The sequence below is a fragment of the Pseudarthrobacter albicanus genome, assembly GCF_018224015.1.
Lineage (GTDB): Bacteria > Actinomycetota > Actinomycetes > Actinomycetales > Micrococcaceae > Arthrobacter > Arthrobacter albicanus.
Window position 1 is genome coordinate 1 of the sequence record NZ_JAGPOT010000067.1, and the last position, 17,191, is coordinate 17,191.

At 68.5% G+C, this 17,191-nt stretch carries 20 protein-coding genes; 7 read left to right on the top strand and 13 right to left on the bottom strand.

Annotated features, from left to right (window positions below; genetic code table 11):
* Nucleotides 1-108: 108 nt before the first annotated feature.
* From J9611_RS14560 to J9611_RS14615, 12 genes are all read right to left on the bottom strand, one after another.
* Entirely contained in the window at nt 109-693 is a 585-nt protein-coding gene (locus J9611_RS14560; protein WP_211881156.1) for a DoxX family protein, read from the bottom strand.
* A gap of 283 nt (nt 694-976) precedes the next feature.
* Nucleotides 977-3,112 carry a copper-translocating P-type ATPase gene (locus J9611_RS14565; RefSeq protein ID WP_211881157.1) on the bottom strand — a complete coding sequence of 712 codons (2,136 nt, stop codon included), beginning with the start codon at nt 3,110-3,112 and terminating at the stop codon, nt 977-979.
* 94 nt (nt 3,113-3,206) lie between these two features.
* A complete protein-coding gene (locus tag J9611_RS14570) occupies nt 3,207-3,485 on the bottom strand; it encodes a heavy-metal-associated domain-containing protein (RefSeq protein WP_211881159.1) in 279 nt (92 codons plus the stop codon).
* 196 nt (nt 3,486-3,681) lie between these two features.
* Complete coding sequence (locus tag J9611_RS14575; protein ID WP_211881161.1) at nt 3,682-4,731, bottom strand: sulfate/molybdate ABC transporter ATP-binding protein; 1,050 nt, start codon at nt 4,729-4,731, stop codon at nt 3,682-3,684.
* Nucleotides 4,728-5,549: an ABC transporter permease gene (locus tag J9611_RS14580; RefSeq protein ID WP_211881163.1), complete on the bottom strand. Its 822-nt coding sequence runs from the start codon at nt 5,547-5,549 to the stop codon at nt 4,728-4,730. Before J9611_RS14580 ends, J9611_RS14575 begins: the two co-directional genes overlap by 4 nt.
* A gap of 7 nt (nt 5,550-5,556) precedes the next feature.
* On the bottom strand, nt 5,557-6,369 hold the full coding sequence (modA, locus tag J9611_RS14585) for a molybdate ABC transporter substrate-binding protein (RefSeq protein WP_211881165.1): 813 nt from the start codon (nt 6,367-6,369) through the stop codon (nt 5,557-5,559).
* Complete coding sequence (locus tag J9611_RS14590; protein WP_211881166.1) at nt 6,366-6,776, bottom strand: TOBE domain-containing protein; 411 nt, start codon at nt 6,774-6,776, stop codon at nt 6,366-6,368. The genes modA and J9611_RS14590 overlap by 4 nt, the downstream gene beginning before the upstream one ends.
* A 27-nt stretch (nt 6,777-6,803) precedes the next feature.
* The gene (locus J9611_RS14595; RefSeq protein ID WP_372447796.1) at nt 6,804-7,328 is read right to left on the bottom strand and encodes a cation efflux transmembrane domain-containing protein; all 525 of its coding nucleotides are present in this window, start codon (nt 7,326-7,328) and stop codon (nt 6,804-6,806) included.
* Nucleotides 7,325-7,690, bottom strand: coding sequence for an ArsR/SmtB family transcription factor (locus J9611_RS14600; protein WP_211881167.1), 366 nt, complete (start codon nt 7,688-7,690; stop codon nt 7,325-7,327). The genes J9611_RS14595 and J9611_RS14600 overlap by 4 nt, the downstream gene beginning before the upstream one ends.
* Before the next feature lie 128 nt (nt 7,691-7,818).
* Complete coding sequence (locus J9611_RS14605; RefSeq protein ID WP_211881168.1) at nt 7,819-8,163, bottom strand: hypothetical protein; 345 nt, start codon at nt 8,161-8,163, stop codon at nt 7,819-7,821.
* 126 nt (nt 8,164-8,289) lie between these two features.
* On the bottom strand, nt 8,290-8,979 hold the full coding sequence (locus J9611_RS14610) for an isochorismatase family protein (protein WP_211881169.1): 690 nt from the start codon (nt 8,977-8,979) through the stop codon (nt 8,290-8,292).
* Nucleotides 8,979-10,307 carry a nicotinate phosphoribosyltransferase gene (locus J9611_RS14615; RefSeq protein ID WP_307857112.1) on the bottom strand — a complete coding sequence of 443 codons (1,329 nt, stop codon included), beginning with the start codon at nt 10,305-10,307 and terminating at the stop codon, nt 8,979-8,981. Before J9611_RS14615 ends, J9611_RS14610 begins: the two co-directional genes overlap by 1 nt.
* 37 nt (nt 10,308-10,344) lie before the next feature.
* Between J9611_RS14615 and clpS the strand changes: the two genes are divergently transcribed.
* The 6 genes from clpS (at nt 10,345) to rdgB (ending at nt 14,969) form a co-directional block, all read left to right on the top strand.
* Nucleotides 10,345-10,713 (top strand): ATP-dependent Clp protease adapter ClpS, encoded by a 369-nt coding sequence (gene clpS, locus J9611_RS14620; protein WP_211881170.1) that lies wholly within the window; start codon nt 10,345-10,347, stop codon nt 10,711-10,713.
* A complete protein-coding gene (locus J9611_RS14625) occupies nt 10,706-11,272 on the top strand; it encodes a DUF2017 domain-containing protein (protein ID WP_211881171.1) in 567 nt (188 codons plus the stop codon). Before clpS ends, J9611_RS14625 begins: the two co-directional genes overlap by 8 nt.
* A 154-nt stretch (nt 11,273-11,426) precedes the next feature.
* Nucleotides 11,427-12,485, top strand: coding sequence for a glutamate racemase (murI, locus tag J9611_RS14630; RefSeq protein WP_372447797.1), 1,059 nt, complete (start codon nt 11,427-11,429; stop codon nt 12,483-12,485).
* Nucleotides 12,482-13,279 carry an MBL fold metallo-hydrolase gene (locus tag J9611_RS14635; RefSeq protein WP_211881173.1) on the top strand — a complete coding sequence of 266 codons (798 nt, stop codon included), beginning with the start codon at nt 12,482-12,484 and terminating at the stop codon, nt 13,277-13,279. The genes murI and J9611_RS14635 overlap by 4 nt, the downstream gene beginning before the upstream one ends.
* A 284-nt stretch (nt 13,280-13,563) precedes the next feature.
* The gene (gene rph, locus J9611_RS14640) at nt 13,564-14,322 is read left to right on the top strand and encodes a ribonuclease PH (protein ID WP_211881174.1); all 759 of its coding nucleotides are present in this window, start codon (nt 13,564-13,566) and stop codon (nt 14,320-14,322) included.
* Complete coding sequence (gene rdgB / locus J9611_RS14645) at nt 14,319-14,969, top strand: RdgB/HAM1 family non-canonical purine NTP pyrophosphatase (RefSeq protein ID WP_211881175.1); 651 nt, start codon at nt 14,319-14,321, stop codon at nt 14,967-14,969. The genes rph and rdgB overlap by 4 nt, the downstream gene beginning before the upstream one ends.
* An 84-nt stretch (nt 14,970-15,053) precedes the next feature.
* Here the strand turns inward: rdgB and J9611_RS14650 are convergent, their stop codons facing one another.
* A complete protein-coding gene (locus J9611_RS14650; protein ID WP_211881176.1) occupies nt 15,054-15,818 on the bottom strand; it encodes a DedA family protein in 765 nt (254 codons plus the stop codon).
* A 147-nt stretch (nt 15,819-15,965) separates the two neighbouring features.
* Between J9611_RS14650 and J9611_RS14655 the strand changes: the two genes are divergently transcribed.
* Complete coding sequence (locus J9611_RS14655) at nt 15,966-16,979, top strand: 3'-5' exonuclease (RefSeq protein WP_211881177.1); 1,014 nt, start codon at nt 15,966-15,968, stop codon at nt 16,977-16,979.
* Nucleotides 16,980-17,191 lie beyond the last annotated feature (212 nt).

Consider the following 17,191-nt stretch of genomic DNA (forward strand, 5'->3'; position numbering starts at 1 on the left):
CCAGGCCAACGAGGAACAGCTGCAGACGCGCCTGCGGAAGCTCCAGGACTGGTTCATCGGCCGGAAGTAGCTGGTCCCGGCCGTTCCCTGGCCGGAGCTACGGACAGGTCAGGGAGTGTCGGGGGTGGCTGGGCCGTCGTCCACCGCGGTGCCGGAAGCAGGTGCACTCCTGTCATCGGCCAGGGTTTTACGCCGGCGGTAGACCTGGACCCCGATGGCTGCGGGGATCACGGCCAAAGCGACCGCCCGCATCCATGGCCGGTCCAGGACATGACCGGTGAGGGCATCCAGGGAGAAGAGTCCGGGCCCGCCAATGGTGAACGAGGCCGCGGCCAGGCCCAGCACCGCCGGGTACTCGAGGCCGCCCTCTGCGGCGAAGAAGCCGTTGGGAGCGTGGACGCTCGCCGCGACACCCATCGTGGTTGCAGCGGCGGCGCCGGCGGCCGGAGTGGCCAGCCCCAGGGCGAGGGCAACACCCGCTCCTGCTTCAGCCACGCCTGCGAGTATGGCGCTGGGTGTTGCGGGGCGGAAGCCCATGGCGTGCATGCCCTTGCTGGTGCCTTCGATCCCTCCTCCGCCGAACCAGCCGAAGAGTTTTTGGGATCCGTGGGCGATGAGTACGCCTCCGAGGGCGACCCGGAAAAGGGTCTGCGCGGCGGCAGCAGCGACAGGCCTGGTCGTTGCATGGCTCATTGGAGTCCTCCTTGGGTTAGCCGTGCCGCTGCACTGGCTGGCTCTGTCTGTCCAGCATGATTCTATGTCGGCGCGGCCGGAAAGGCGCTGCGGCGGGCAGCGGGCGGCGTCGGTACCGACGTCCTGCCGGTCGCAGCGCCGCCGGGTTGGTCTGGAGGCAGATCAGGGCGGATGGACGACGCGGATCCGCCCTGATCTGCCCGTATGCGTTCGTCGATCCGCTCGCGGATCCGCATGGGCATGGTGTGGCGCGGCGGGGGTGCGGCGCGTAGCGGCTTCCGGGTCAGCGAACCTGCTCCGGGTTGAGTTTCACCCGGCGCAGCAGCTGGGCGTTCAGGGCCACGACGATCGTGGAGACGGACATCAGGACCGCTGCTGCCGCCGGTGAGATCGCCACGCCGGCGAAGGCCAGCACGCCCGCGGCCAGCGGCACGGCGATGATGTTGTAGCCGGTGGCCCAGAGGAGGTTCTGGATCATTTTGCGGTAGCTGGCACGGGACAGGTCGACCATGGAGAGCACGGCGCGCGGGTCGTTGCCGGCCAGCACGACGCCGGCCGATTCCATGGCCACGTCGGTGCCGGCGCCGATGGCGATGCCGACGTCCGCGCGGGCCAGGGCCGGGGAGTCGTTGACGCCGTCGCCGACCATGGCGGTCTTCAGGCCGCGGGCCTGCAGCTCGCCGACCTTCTTGTCCTTGTCCTGCGGCAGGACCTGGGCGAAGACCTCGTCGATGTCCAGTTCCGCCGCGACGGCGTCGGCGACCTGCTGCGCGTCTCCGGTGATCATGGCGACCTTGATGCCGCGGTTCTGCAGGGCGGTGACGGCCTGCCGGGATTCGGGGCGGATCTCGTCTTCCACACTGACGGCGCCGATGACGCGGCCTTCGCGCACCACATGGAGCACGGAGGCGCCCCGGTCGATCCAGGCCCGCGTTTTCTCCTGCAGTCCGGCCGGGATCTGCAGGCCTTCGGCGGCGATCAGGTTCGGGCCGCCGACGGCGACGGCGGACCCGCCGACGTCGGCCGTGACGCCCCGCCCGGTCAGTGACGCGAAGCCGGCGGCGGCGGCGGGAACGCCCAGGCCGCGCTCCCGGGCCGCGGTGACGATGGCGCGGGCGGAGGGATGTTCGCTGTCCGCCTCCACGGCGGCGGCCAGGGCGAGCAGCTCGTCGTCGGTCAGCTCGCCGGCGGAGGCGACGCCGGTCAGCGCGGGCCGGCCCTTGGTGAGGGTGCCGGTCTTGTCGAACAGCACGACGTCGATGGTGCGCATGCGCTCCAGGGCGATGCGGTTCTTGATGAGGACCCCGGCGCGGGCGGCCTGTTCGGTGGAGATGGCGATCACCAGCGGAATTGCCAGTCCCAGGGCGTGGGGGCAGGCGATGACGAGCACGGTGGCAGTGCGGATCACGGCCTCGTCCGGGTGGCCCAGCAGGACCCAGGCGATGAAGGTGATGATGCCGGCGGCCAGGGCGAAGTAGAACAGGAGGGCGGCCGCCTTGTCGGCGAGGGCCTGGGCCTTGGAGGAGGAGGCCTGGGCCTCGGCGACCAGCCGCTGGATGCCTGCCAGGGCGGTATCCGGGCCGACGGCGGCAACCCTGACCCGCAGCGCGCTGTCGGTGGCGACGGTTCCGGCGACAACCTTGTCGCCCGGGCCGCGGGCGACGGTTTTGGATTCACCGGTGATCATCGACTCGTCAAGCTCGGCCTGCCCGTCGGTGATCTCGCCGTCGGCCGGCAGGCGGGCCCCGGAGCGGACCAGCACGATGTCATCCACGGCCAGGTCGGCGAGGCTGACTATTTCCGTGCCGTCTCCGGTGACGCGTTCGGCCTCGTCCGGCAGCAGCTCGGCCAGGGCGTCCAGGGCGCCGCGGGCCGAGCCCAGGGCCCGCATTTCGATCCAGTGGCCCAGCAGCATGATGACGACCAGCAGGGCCAGTTCCCACCAGAAGTCCAGGTTGAACCCGCCGATACCCAGGGTCGTGATCCAGGACGCGCCGAACGCGACCGTGATGGCCAGGGAGATCAGCAGCATCATGCCCGGCTGCCGGCTGCGCAGCTCGGTCAGTCCGCCCTTGAGGAAAGGCTGGCCGCCGTAGAAGAAGATCACCGTTCCCAGGGCCGGCGGGATCCAGGCCGCTCCCGGGAATGACGGGATGTGGTAGCCCAGCAGGTGGCCGAACATGGGGCTGAAATACACCACCGGGACCGAGAGCAGCAGGCTGAGCCAGAACATGTTCTTGAACATTGCGGTGCTGTGCCCGGCGTGCTGGCCGTGCTGATGGACCGCGTGTTCATCATCGAGGGCGGAATGCGCGTGCCCGGTTGGCATGGCCTGGCCGTGGTTGGAGTGGCCCGCGTGGTCAGCTTCGGACACGGCGGCGTTCGCGCGGTGGTTGTCGTGCCTGGTGTGCTCTTCCATGGTTCCTCCTTGAGGATGCTGCGGCCCGCCGATGGAATCACCTGCGGGCCGGCGGGACCGGACTAGCTGGGGATCAGGCTGTACCCGGCGGAGGTCACAGCGTCATGGACCGCAGCATCGGCGGCAGATCCGGAAACAACCGGCGTGAACGGCCGCCCGCCACGAGCTCAACGGAGGCGGTGTTGACGCCGTCCACCGCCGTGACGGCCTTCCGGACCGTCTCCACGCAGTGTCCGCAGCTGAGGCCTTCGAGGGCATATTCGGCAGCTCCGCCGGCGGCCAGGGATTCTTCCGGGACCTGCGGCGAGCAGCAGCTGCAGCCGGACGCGGAGGAAATCAGCGGTAATTCTTTCCGGGATTCAGTTCCACACATGTCAGTTGCCATTCTCTTGTAGAAGAAGATGATGGGCGCTGGGGTTGAACGGCTGTGACGGCGGTGCGCTGCACCGGCCTGGACATACCACTTCACAGACAACACCTCAAAAGATACCCCCTGGGGGTATAAATAGTCAAGCGGTACGGTGCAGATTCGTTCGGTGTCCCTTAGTTGAACCATTGGCGTGGCGCGTCTAGGCCGGGTAGATGGAGACGGCGGTGGCCTTGATGACGAAGTAGACGGTCATTCCGGGGGTCAGGCCGAGGTCGGCTGACGCGGCCGGGGTGATGTCGGCGGAGAGGCCTCCTGCACGGACACGGATCTGATCGCCGTGCGGCTCCAGGTCCGTGATGGTCACGTGGAATGAGTTTCGCGGGCTGCCGTGCTCTTGTGTGAGGAAAACGGATACTGCCGAGGGGGGAAAGACCGCTACGCCGTCCTGCCCGGGCACAGCGGTGCCGTCGTGGTAGCCCGCGACAACCTGCCCTCGATCCGTGGTGATGCCGGCTGCGGTGACGGTGCCGCTCATGAGGTTCAGTCCGGCCAGGCCGGCGGCGAACCGGCTGCGCGGTTTTTCGAGGACGTCGCGGGTGGGGCCTTCTTCTGTGATCCGGCCGTCCTCGAGGACGATCACCCTGTCTGCCAGCATGAGTGCGTCAAGGATGTCGTGAGTGATGATGATGGCCCTGCGGTCGGCGAGGACACGTTTGAGGAGCCGGCGGAGCAGCGGGGCCGCGTGGATGTCGAGGGCAGCCATGGGTTCGTCGAGGAGCAGCAGGTCGGGGTCGGCGGCCAGCGCCCGGGCGACGGCCACGCGCTGGGCCTGTCCGCCGGAGAGTTGTCCGGGTCGCCGTGAGGCGAGGGATCCGGCATCGACTTCAGTGAGCCAGTGTGTTGCTGTTTCCCGGGCCTCGGTTCGGGAGGCGCCGGCGCTGCGGGGCCCGAACGCGACATTGTCCAGTGCACTGAGGTGTGGAAACAGGAGTGCCTCCTGTGCCAGAAGGGCCGTGCCCCTGGCATGAGGCGCTCGCCAGACGTTCTTGTCGGCCGTGAGGTCGAAGAGGACTTTGTCTCCGATCGTGGCCTTGCCCGTGTCGGGGCGCAGCAGGCCGGAGATGATGTCGAGCAGTGTTGATTTCCCGGCACCGTTGGGTCCGAGGATGGCGATGGTCTCGGCCGGCCCGAGGCTGAGGGAGACTTCGAAGCTCCGCGCCGCGAGGGCGGCGTTCAGGTGAAAGGTCACTGCGGTGCCCCCTGTGGTGCTGTGCTGGTGTGGGGGCGCCGGTGGGAGAGCCCGACGACGGCCACGGCCACGGCGACCAGGACGAGGGAGAGCGCGACGGCGGCGTCGGCGTCGGTTTCGCGCTGGAGGTATATTTCCAGCGGGAGAGTGCGGGTCACGCCTTGCAGGCTGCCGGCGAAGGTCAGGGTTGCGCCGAATTCGCCCAGGCTGCGGGCGAAGGACAGGACGGCGCCGGAGGCGAGGCCTGGCAGGACGAGCGGGATGGTGACGCGGCGCAGCACGGTGGTTGGGTGTGCCCCGAGGGTGGCCGCGACTGCTTCGTATTTGTTGCCGGCGGTCCGGAGGGCGCCTTCGAGGCTGACGACAAGGAACGGCAGGGCGACGAAGGTCTGGGCCAGGATGACGGCGGTGCTGGAAAAGGCGATCCGGATTCCGGCCAGCTCCAGGTTGCGGCCGAGCAGGCCCTGGCGGCCGAAGGTGTAGAGCAGGGCGATGCCTCCCACGACTGGAGGGAGCACCAGCGGCAGCAGGACGAAGGCCCGGAGCAGCCGCTGGCCGGGGAACGGGCTCCGGGCCAGGACGAGTGCCAGGGGCACGCCGAGGACGATGCAGGAGACCGTGCTCGCTGCGGAGGTGCGCAGGCTCAGGCCCAGGGCGGTGAGTGAGGCTTCGGAGGTGATCAGGGGGATGAACTGGGGCCAGTTGACCTTGGCCACCATGGCCACCAGCGGCAGCAGGACGAAGAGTGCCCCTGCTGCCGCTATCGCGTAGATCCATGGCGGAATCCCGGTGTATCCGGTGCCGCTGCGTCGGTTCATGCGGGGCTTACGGGGTGCCGAATCCGGCGTCGGTCAGGACTTTCTTGCCCTCACTGCCGGTGACGGCAGCGATGAAGGCCTTGGCCAGGTCCTTGTTCTTGCTCGCGCCGACAGTGGCGATCGGGTAGGTGTTCACGGCCTTATCCGACTCGGCGAACGGGATGCCCTTGACCTTGTCGCCGGCAGTCTTGACGTCGGTGACGTAGACGAGGCCGGCGTCGGCCTCACCGGAGGTGACTTTGCCCAGGACATCGGTGACGGAGGATTCTTCGCTGACCGGCGTCAGGGTGGTGCCGGTGGCCTTTTCGACCGTGTTGGTGGCGGCGCCGCAGGGAACCTGGGGCGCGCAGACGACGACCTTCACGCCCGGCTTGGCCAGGTCGGCGAAGGAGCTGATGGACGCCGGGTTGGACGGCGGCACCGCGATCTCCAGGACGTTCGTGGCGAAGTTGCTGGCGGTCCCGTCAATGAGCTTCGCGTCGGAGAGCTTTGTCATGTTCTTGGTGTCGGCGGAGGCGAAGACGTCCGCCGGGGCGCCCTGGGTGATCTGGGTGACCAGGTCCGAGGACCCGGCGAAGTTCAGCGTGACTTTGGTACCGGGATTCTTCGCTTCGAAGTCGCTGGCGAGCTTGGTAAAGGTTGCCTTCAAGGATGCGGCGGCGAAGACGGTCACCGTCCCGGACAGTTTGGGGGTCTCGCTGGCCCCGGAACTGGCTGCGGAGGAGGATCCGGTTGCGGGTGCGCCGGAGGCGCAGCCGGCCACGCCGGCGGTCAGGGCCCCGGCGACCAGCAGGAAGGTGACGTGTTTGCGGGTGCTCATATGATGCTCTTTCCTTGCGGGGTTTCGATGATGACGGTGGTGGCCTTGACCACGGCAGTGGCGATGGATCCGAGCTCCAGGCCCAGTTCACGGACGGCTTCGCTGCTCATCAGCGACACGACACGGAAGGGCCCGCACTGGAGTTCCACCTGTGCCATGACTGTGTCCGCGGTGATGCCCGTGACGAGCCCGACGAACCGGTTGCGGGCCGAGCTGCCTACCCGGGTGGGGTCCTCGGGCAGATGTGCCTGGTCGCGCGCGAGATGGGCGAGTTCCAGGCCGTCAACGGCCAGCCGACCGGAGTCATCCTTGACCGGGGTCAGGATCCCGTTCTCCGTCCAGCGCCGGACCGTGTCATCACTGACGCCCAGAAAACGTGCTGCTTCTGATACTCGAATTTTCGGCATGAACCCATAATCCACTATTTGCGGCATTCAGGCACATTCTGAGCCGCAAATCAGTATGTTGCCGTCCGTTTGGGTTGTCGTCGGCGGCTGGTGGCTGACTGGTCCGCGCTTCGCCGTTGGTAGACATGGCGGACGTAGCGTTTCTGCGTGGTGAGGCTCTAGATGTAGCCCATGGCCGCGGCGGCCCCGGTGACGGCGGGCCAGGATGAACGCGATCCACAACGGCACCGCCGTGAGGGCGTCGGAGAAATTGTGGATCGTGTCTGCCAAAAGCGCCACGGATCCGCTGATCAGCACGACGAGGAACTGGACGATGGTGGTGCCGAGCAGGATGAAGAGGCTGTTTTTCACCGCCCGGATGCCCTGGGAGCTGGCCTCGAGCGCGTCATCGATGGCGTCGGCGGCGTCATGGGTGTGCGGGACGAACAGCCCGTACAAAAACCCCTTGATCCCGGTGGCATGCTCGTGGGAATGACCGGACCCTTGGTCGTGATCGTGGTGGTCATGCCCGTGATCCGTGGCGTGCTCGTGAGGGTCGTGCTGGGTGCTCATTTGTCCTCAGCGCTTTGCGGGTGGTGGTGGCGGGGAGTCCCGCCCAGGGTGTGTTCGGCCTGGAAAATGGCGTCAGAGACGAGCTGGCGGGCATGTTCGTTTTCCAGGCGGTAGTAAACCCGGGTGCCCTCCTGCCGCGTCGTCACGATGCGGCCGAGGCGCATCTTTGCCAGATGCTGGGAGACGGCGGCAGGGGACTTGTCGACGAGTTGGGCCAGCCGGTTGACGGGCAGCTCACCGTCGCGCAGGGCAAGAATGATTCGTACGCGGGTGGCGTCGGCGAGCATGGCAAACACCTCGACCGCCAGTTCCACGTACTGGCTGTCAGGCTCGCGTCCGCATATTGCCTTATCTGCATCCATGCATAGATTCTTTCACATTAAGCTGACCCGATGGTTCCGCAACGGGGAGGCGGGCCACAACAGGGCAGGAAAAAGGGACCGGGGTGACCCGGTCCCCTGGACTTCCTTACAGCGCCGCTGTCCGCCCGCTACTGCCCGGCGGCGCAGACAGTGCTGAGGGTCTGGCCCGCGGCGGTGTACTTGGGCTGCATGTCCTGGAGCTTCCCGGCGTCCGGGGCGCCCTTCGCGGACTCGTCGAGGTAGTCGATGAAGGACTGCAGCGGAGCCCGCAGATCATCGGAGGCCGTCGCTTTGATGGGCCGGAGCCGGTTGGCGAGACGGATCATCCCTGCCTTATCCGAGGTGGACGTCGGTCCGGAGCCGACGGTCTGGATCCGGGCGCAGGTTTCCGCGTTGCTCATCGTCGGGGCCGAGCAGCCGGCGGCGCCGAGCACGGCCGCGGCGGCGATCAGGAGGGTGAGGGTCTTCTTCATAATGTACTCCGGGGGTTTTGCGGTCAGACGGTCATGGCACGAATTTTGAGTCTACTGTGAGGATCCTGTTTTCCGGTTTCCGGTGAGGCGTCGCCAGAATCCCCTGCCAGGGGGGCCGGAGGCGCCTCAGGCGATATCGACGCCGCCGAACTCCATCTCGGCGACGGCGTCGTCGAGGTCCTCGGCGATCCCCACGGTCAGTCCGCGGAGGACGGTCACCGAGTAGCCGGCCTGGACCGCATCCAGTGCCGTTGCCTTCACGCAGTGGTCGGTGGCGATGCCCACGACCACCACGTCCTCCACATCGTGGCTCTGCAGCCAGTCGTCGAGTCCGATCGCATCCTCGCCGCCGGAGAAATCACTGCCGGCGAAATCGCTGCCGGCGAAGTCGCTGTCCACCCCGGCACCGGCCCCGGCACCGCCGCCCGCCGGGACGGCCCCCAGCTTACGGTCCCCGGTGGGGACGGCCTCGTCCGGGGCCAGGACCCCCTCGAACCCCGAGTAGGCCGCGGTGAACTGGCCCTTGCGGAAGTAGGCCTGGATGAACTCCGGATCGAGGTCAGGGTGCAGCTCGGCGCCGCGCGTGCCGGCCACGCAGTGCGGCGGCCAGCTGTCCGCAAAGTCCGGTTCCGCGGAGAAATGCGCGCCCGGCTCGATGTGCCAGTCCTGGGTGGCCACGACGTGGTCGAACTGGCCGTGGTGGGCGTCGACGTACTCGCTGATGGCTCCGGCCAGGTCCGCCCCGCCGGCGACGGGCAACGCCCCGCCTTCGCAGAAATCGTTCTGGACGTCAACAATGATCAGGGCCCGGGACATCAGTTCTCCTCATAGATGGTGGGGATGGCCGCCTCGCCGCGCTGCAGCCGGTTGACCACGGCAGGAAGCTCCTTCATGGTCTCCGCATGGCGCTGGCGGGCGCGCAGCACGCCCTCGGGGCCGGTCCAGCCCGGCAGCAGTTCGCCGTTCTTGATGAACTGCTGCAGCAGCGGACGGTCGTTGCCGTCGTCCTCCGGACGGTGGCCGATCCCGACGATCTCCTGGGTTGCGGTGCCGCGTTCGTTGAGTTTGCGCAGGGCATACTTGCGGCCGCCCTTGCCGGTCTTGTTCTTGGAGGTCTTGGCCACCGCGATGAACGCGCCGGCGTCATCGGTGCGGCTGACGAGCTTGTAGACCATGCTCGCCGTCGGCGCCCCGGACCCGGTGACGAGGGACGTGCCGACGCCGTAGGAGTCCACCGGCGCGGCCTGCAGGGCGGCGATGGCGAATTCGTCGAGGTCGGAGGTCACCACGATCCTGGTGCGCTCGTTTCCGAGCTCGTCCAGCAGCCGGCGGACCCACTGCGCCTGGGCGACGAGGTCCCCGGAATCCAGCCGGACGGCGCCGAGTCTGTCCCCGGCGAGTTCGACGGCGGTGCGGACGGCCGCCTCGACGTCGTACGTGTCCACCAGCAGCGCCGTTTCCGGGCCGAACGCGGCGATCTGGGCCTCGAACGCCTCGCGTTCGGAGTCGTGGAGCAGGGTGAAGGAGTGGGCGGCCGTGCCGACGGTTTTCAGCCCGTAGCGCAGCCCGGCCTCGAGGTTGGAGGTGCTGTCGAAACCGGCGATGACGGCGGCGCGGGCAGCGGCGGAGGCCGATTCCTCGTGCGTGCGGCGCGATCCCATCTCGATGCACGGGCGGCCGCCGGCCGCGGTGATCATGCGGGAGGCCGCCGAGGCGATCGCGCTGTCATGGTTGAGCACGGAAAGGACGTAGGTCTCGAGGATGCAGGCCTCGGCGAAGGTGGATTCCACGATCAGGACCGGGGAGTTGGGGAAATAGGCCTCGCCCTCCGGGTAGCCCCAGACGTCGCCGGAGAAGCTGTAACCGGCAAGGTATTCCAGCGTCTCGTCGTCCACCACGTGCGTCCGGCGCAGGAAATCCAGCTCCTGCGCGCCGAAGCGGAAGTCAGCAATCCCTTCCAGCAGGCGGCCGGTGCCGCCCACGATCCCGTAGCGGCGGCCGTCCGGCAGGCGCCGGGCGAAGGCCTCGAACACCGATTTGCGGTGGGCGGCGCCGGACCGCAGCGCCCCCTGCAGCATGGTCAGTTCGTAGTGATCGGTGTACAGGGACGTGCGGGGGCGGTCCCACCCAGCTGAGGTACTCACAAATTCACTCTAGTGCGCATCCCCATAGAATGGACAGATGAGCCTCAGCGTTGCGCTCGGCCCCGACACCCGGGCCGGCACCCAGACCGGAACAGCGTCGTCCACGGACGTCTTGACCGCCCCGGACATCCCGTGGAACCTCGTGGTCTGGAATGATCCGGTGAACCTGATGAGCTATGTCAGCTACGTGTTCCGCAGCTATTTCGGCTATTCGGAGGCCAAGGCCAACAAGCTCATGCTGGAGGTCCACAAGAAGGGCCGCTCCATCGTGGCGCACGGCGGCAAGGAACAGGTGGAGCAGCACGCCGTGGCCATGCACGGCTACGGCCTCTGGGCCACGGTGGAAAAGGCCACCGGCGGGGACGGCAGCACAGGATCGGGCAAGGGCAAAGGGAAACGTGGCTAAGGCATTCAAGTACGGGCGCAAGGGCATCACCGGGCAGCTGGAGCCGGCCGAGCGGGAACTGCTGCGCAGCCTCTTCGATGACGTCATCTCCATGCTGGAGCCGGATATGCGGGTCAACGAGGACCCCCTGGCCGCGCTGGTCGGGCTCGACATGCAGGCCCGCGAACCCACGGACCGCGCCCTGCGCCGGCTCCTGCCGAACGTGATGAAGAACGACGCCGAGGCCTCCCTGGAGTTCCGCCGGCTCACCGAGCGCTCGCTGCGGGAGAGCAAGGTCGGCGCGCTGAAGGCCGCCGCGCTGGGCCTGGACAAGGACGAGCTGGTGCTGACACCGGCCGATGCCCGGCACTGGTCCACCGCCCTGAACGACGTCCGGCTGGTGCTGGCCGAGCGCCTCGACATCCGCGACGACGCGGACGCCGGGCATGTCCACCTGATGCAGGACTGGTCCCAGGCCGAGGACGTGGAGAGCTACCTGGCCCTGGTCTACAACTTCACCACCTGGCTGCAGGAATCCCTGGTCCAGGCGATGCTGCACTCGCTCGAACCGCGCCGCTGAGCACGCGCCAGCCGGCCGCCGGACGGCAGCCGACTGCCAACCGGGCACCGGTCCGGTGGGCCGGGCCGCGGGCAGGCGTGTGACAAATTAGACATGAGTCGGACGCCACAATGTGATGGCCGCACCCCCGGCTAAGCCCTATCCTCGAATAATCATGACTTCAGCATCGAGCATGGATCCGGCAGCGGGAGCTGTTGCGGACTCCCCAGCGAGCAGCACCGCAGTCCGCCACCCGGAATCGACGACGCCGATGGGATCGCGGCCCATCGGGGTCTTCGATTCAGGCGTCGGCGGCCTCACCGTGGCACGGTCCATCATCGACCAGCTGCCCAACGAGGCCATCCTGTACGTGGGCGACACGGCCCACGGCCCGTACGGGCCCCTGCCCATCGCCGAAGTCCGTGCCAACGCCCTCGGCGTGATGGACGAGCTGGTGGATTCCGGCGTGAAGCTGCTGACCATCGCCTGCAACACCGCCTCCGCCGCCGTGCTGCGTGACGCCCGGGAACGGTACACGGCCCGTTACGGGATTCCCGTGATCGAAGTGATCCAGCCGGCCGTCCGGCGTGCCGTCGCGGCCACCCGCAGCGGCCGCGTCGGTGTCATCGGCACCTCGGCCACGATCGGCTCCCGGGCCTACGAGGACACCTTCGCGGCCGCCCCGGACCTGGCGATCACCTCCGTGGCGTGCCCGGCCTTCGTGCCCTATGTCGAGGCAGGGATCACCACCGGTCCGGAACTGCTCGCCGTCGCCCGCGAATACCTCGGACCGCTCAAGGCGGCCGGCGTGGACACCGTGGTGCTGGGCTGCACCCACTACCCGCTGCTGACCGGCGTGATCTCTTTCGTCCTGGGGGAGGAGGTCACCCTCGTCTCCAGCGCCGAGGAGACAGCCAAGGACGTCTACCGTGCCCTGGCTTCCCGCGGCCTGGAACGGATGGACGCCGCGGCGCCGGAGCACAGCTTCATCGCCACCGGGGACGCCGCGCAGTTCGAGGCCCTTGCCCGCCGCTTCCTGGGCCCGGAGGTCCTCAGCGTGCGCCACGTGGACCACGTGGCGGCCCAGTACCCCACGGGCAGCCTTGCCCGGATCACCCCGGAAATGATCGCCGCCGCGCGGGCCGGCACGGGACGCCCGCGGATCTCCAACTTCGTGGCGACTTCCTCCCTCCCTTCCGGCGCCTCCTCCCTGCGGGGGAGGACCGGCCCGTGAAGCTGACCATCGTTGGCTGTACCGGATCCTTTCCGGGACCCGGCTCGCCGGCGTCGTGCTACCTGCTGACCGCCAACGACGGCGAACGGGACTGGAAAATCGTCCTGGACCTGGGCAGCGGCGCGCTCGGCGCCATCCAGCGGTACACGGACCTGGAAGACATCGATGCGATCTTCCTGACCCATCTGCATCCGGACCACTGCATGGACCTGTGCGGACTCCACGTCGCGGTGCGCTGGAAGCCGGGCGGCTGGGGCAGGGGCCGGATCCCCGTGTGGGGACCGGCCGCAACGGCTGACCGGATGGCCACCGCGTACGGCCTGGACCGCGACCCGGGCATGCACGAGGAGTTCGACTTCAGCAACTGGGCCGAGCGCGCCCCCGTGGCCCTGGGCCCGTTCACCGTGACCCCGTACGCGGTGAACCATCCGGTGGAGGAGGCCTACGCGCTCCGCGTCGAGGTCACCGAACCGGCCAAGGACGGCACGCCCGTAACCCGCGTCCTGAGCTATTCGGGGGACACCGACTCCTGCGGCGGCCTGGAGGACGCCGCCCGGAACGCCGATCTGTTCCTCTGTGAGGCGGCCTTCGAGGAGGGCCGCGACGACGGCATCAAGGACGTCCACCTGACCGGCAAACGGGCCGGGGAAGCCGCCGAGGCCGCCGGCGCCCGGCGGCTGCTGCTGACCCATATCCCGGTGTGGACCTCGCCGACGACGGTCATGGCCGAGGCCAAGGACGTCTTCAGCCGGGACGTCGCCGTCGCCGTGGCCGGCGTGCATTACACCGTCTGAACCGCCGTCCGGGCCGCCGCGCTTCCCCGGTAAGGCCCCACCGCACCCTCCCTCACCTTTCGCAGGAAAACCGCCGATCCTCCCTCACATTTGGCAGGAAAAACTCAAACGCTCCCTCACGCGATGTGCGGGAGCGTCCGTCATCAGGCAGCATGATCTGCGGCAGCGTCGGGTGAAAACGTGCAGGATCTGCGGGAGCGTCGGGTGGGTGAGAGCAGGCGGCGCTCGGGCTTGCGCACCGCAGCCCGCGCCGGGGCACCGCGCCAAGTCGATAAGCTAAAGGCATGACTTCCGAAGCCCTTACTGCCCCCGTCATCCGCGCCGATGGCCGCACCCCGGACCAGCTCCGGCCGATCAGCATCACCCGCGGCTGGTCCAACCAGGCCGAAGGCTCGGCCCTGATCGAATTCGGCAACACCCGGGTGCTGTGCACGGCTTCCCTGACTGCGGGCGTCCCGCGCTGGCTCAAGGGCGAGGGCCGCGGCTGGGTGACGGCCGAATACGCCATGCTTCCCCGTGCCACCAACACCCGTTCGGACCGCGAGTCCGTCAAGGGCAGGATCGGCGGCCGGACCCACGAGATTTCCCGGCTGATCGGCCGTTCGCTGCGCTCCATCATCGACACCAAGGCCTTGGGCGAGATCACGATCGTGCTGGACTGCGATGTCCTGCAGGCCGACGGCGGCACCCGCACCGCTGCCATCACCGGCGCCTACGTGGCGCTTGCCGAGGCCATCCGCTTCGCCCGTGAAAACAAGATGCTCGCCCGCAACGCCCAGCCGCTCATCGACACCATCTCCGCCATCTCCGTCGGCATCATCGACGGCATCCCGATGCTGGACCTGCCGTATGTCGAGGACGTCCGGGCCGAGACCGACATGAACGTTGTGGTCACAGGCTCCGGAAAGTTCGTCGAGGTCCAGGGCACCGCCGAGGGCGCCCCCTTCGACCGCGACGAGCTGAACAAGCTGCTGGACCTGGCCCTGCTGGGCACGGAGCAGCTCGCCGCCATCCAGCGCGAGACCCTGGCGGAGGCGCCGTGACAGGAGGCGGTCCCGCGCCGGTGCTGGTCCTGGCCACGCACAACCAGGGCAAGCTCCGCGAACTCCGTGAACTGCTGCGCGGACAGGTGCCCGGGCTCGACGTCGACACGCAGGTGGTGGACGCGTCCGCCGTCGGCGCCCCCGACGTAGCCGAGACCGGCGTGACCTTCGCCGAAAACTCGCTGCTGAAGGCGCGGGCCGTCGCGCAGGCCACCGGGCTCGTGGCGATCGCCGACGACTCCGGGCTCTCCGTGGATGTGCTGGGCGGCGCGCCCGGAATCTTTTCGGCGCGCTGGTCAGGCAGGCATGGCGACGACGCCGCGAACCTGCAACTGCTGCTGGCCCAGCTCGCCGATGTGCCGGACGCGTACCGCGGTGCCGCCTTCGTCTGCGCCGCCGCGCTGGCCGTGCCTGGCCCGTCCGCCGGGCAGGGGCGGGAGGTCGTCGAATACGGCCAGCTCGAGGGCACGCTCCTGCGCGAACCGCGCGGCGAGGGAGGGTTCGGCTACGACCCCGTGCTCCAGCCGAGCGGCCTGGACCGCAGCTGCGCGGAACTGAGCTCCGAGGAGAAGAACGCCATCAGCCACCGCGGCCAGGCATTCCGGGCACTGCTGCCGGCCATCGTGGAGGCCCTGGCAGGGAGATAACCCCGGCATCCGGTCGTTAACCGAGGAAGGCGCCCCACCGGGGCGCCTTCCGTCAGTGCCATGGATGTGCCGCTGCCGGTGGAGTTACGGCCTCTTGCGTTCTTCCTCGGGCTCGTGCTCTTCGATGAATTCCGACACCGCCTCGGTGCCCGTCTGCTCGGCCTTGCGCTTGGCGATGAAGCCGCGGATGACCTCGATGCCGATCGGGATGACCGAGACCAGGACGATGGCGATGAAGATGATGTCGATGTTCTTTCCGACCCAGTCGTACTGTCCAAGCCACGCGCCAAGAAGCGTGACGCCGCCGCCCCAGAGGACTGCGCCGATGACGTTGAACAGGAAGAACTTGCGCTTGTCCATCCGGGCGACCCCCACGATCACGGGGACAAAGGTGCGGATGATGGGGACGAAGCGGGCCAGGATCAGGGCCTTGCCGCCGTGCTTCTCGAAGAAGGCGTGGGCGCTTTCGACGTTTTCGCGCTTGAAGAGCCTGGAATCCGGCCGCTTGAAGATCGCCGGGCCGGCCTTGGAACCGATGAGGTAGCCAGCCTGGTTGCCGAGGACGGCTGCCACGATGATCAACGCGCACATCCCCCAGAGATTGAACTTGATGGCGCCCGTTGAGACCAGCAGCCCGGCGGTGAACAGCATGGAGTCACCGGGGAGGAAGAAGCCGACGAGCAGGCCCGTCTCGGCGAAAATGATGCCGCAGACAACCAGTACCACCCAGGGGCCAAGTGGGGAGTCGCGGAGGAAGACGTCCGGGTTGAGCCAGTCGGGCAGGAAGGAGGCCAGGTGCGGCTGCACCGGTCCGGCGCCCCCGATTGTGGACACGGCAAAGTCGCTCATCGCTAAAAGGTTCACCCGTTAAGGGTACTTGACGGCCGACGTCGGGCACCCCGCCGACGGCACCCCGCCGACGGCAGGCGCCGCCGGCGGCAGGCGGGCACGTCGCCGGTGTGCGGGCGTGCGGCGATCCGGCGGTAAAGTTGGGCCGTGGGTTTGGACTTTACGGCGATCGACTTTGAGACCGCGAACGGCTTCCGCGGTTCACCGTGCGCTGTTGGCCTGAGCAAGGTCCGCGGCGGCGTCGTGGTCGAGGAGGCATCCTGGCTCATGCGGCCGCCGGAAAACCACGACCGCTTCGACCACCACAACGTGCGGATCCACGGCATCCGGCCGGAGCAGGTGGCCGGGCTGCCGCGGTTCGGCGAGCTGTTCCCGGAGATCGGGGCCTTCATCGGCGGCGACGTGCTGGCCGCCCACAACGCCGCCTTCGACCTCGGCGTGATCCGCTCGGGCCTGGAAGTCTCCGGCCTGCCCGGCCCCGCCTATGACTACGTGTGCACCGTGATGCTGTCCCGGCGCTGCTACTCGCTCGTCTCCAACTCCCTGCCGTACGCGGCCGAGGAAGCGGGCGTCCCGCTGCTCAACCACCACGATGCGGCCGAGGACGCCAGGGCGTGCGCCGGGATCCTGATCGACATCGCCGCCCGCAACGGCGCCGGCAGCATCGCCGAACTGTTCCTGTCCCTGGGGCTCACGGTGTCCCGCCAGCCGGCCTTCGATCCGCTGCGCGACCCGCTCTCCAAGCCCTCACGGTCCGCCCTCGATGCGCTTGCCGCCGGCGTCGCTGCTCCCGCGGGCCGCGCGTTCCAGCCAGGCTGGCCGGAAGAGGGCGCCAACCCGGCGCCCAACGCCGCCGCCGCTCCGGACCACCCCCTGTACGGGCAGACGGTCGTGTTCACCGGGGAGCTGGCGATTCCGCGGCCCGAGGCGAAGATCCGCTCCGCTGAGCTCGGCGCCAGGCCGGAAAGCCGGGTCACGGCCCGCACCACGGTGCTGGTGGTGGGGGACGGGTTCGTGGCTGCGGACCTGCGCTCGGGCCGGCTCACCGGCAAGGCGCGCCGCGTCCTGGAGCTGCACGAGCGCGGGCGCCGGATTGAGGTCCTGTCCGAAGGCGAATTCCTGCAGATGCTGGGAGGCCACCTGGCCGCCGCCCTGGCCTGAGCCGCCCGGCGGGACCACCGGCGGTCAGACGCAACGGGAGGCGGCCACTCTCGTGACCGCCTCCCGCCCAGGGCGAATCCAGCAGCCGGCTACAAGCCATAAAGCGATCAGGCCAGGCAGACTCTTCCCAGCCGCCGACCCCAACGCCAGGATCTCCACAGCTGACGGAGGCGCCTGCCAAAACTGCACCAGGTGACGCTCGGCCGACGAAT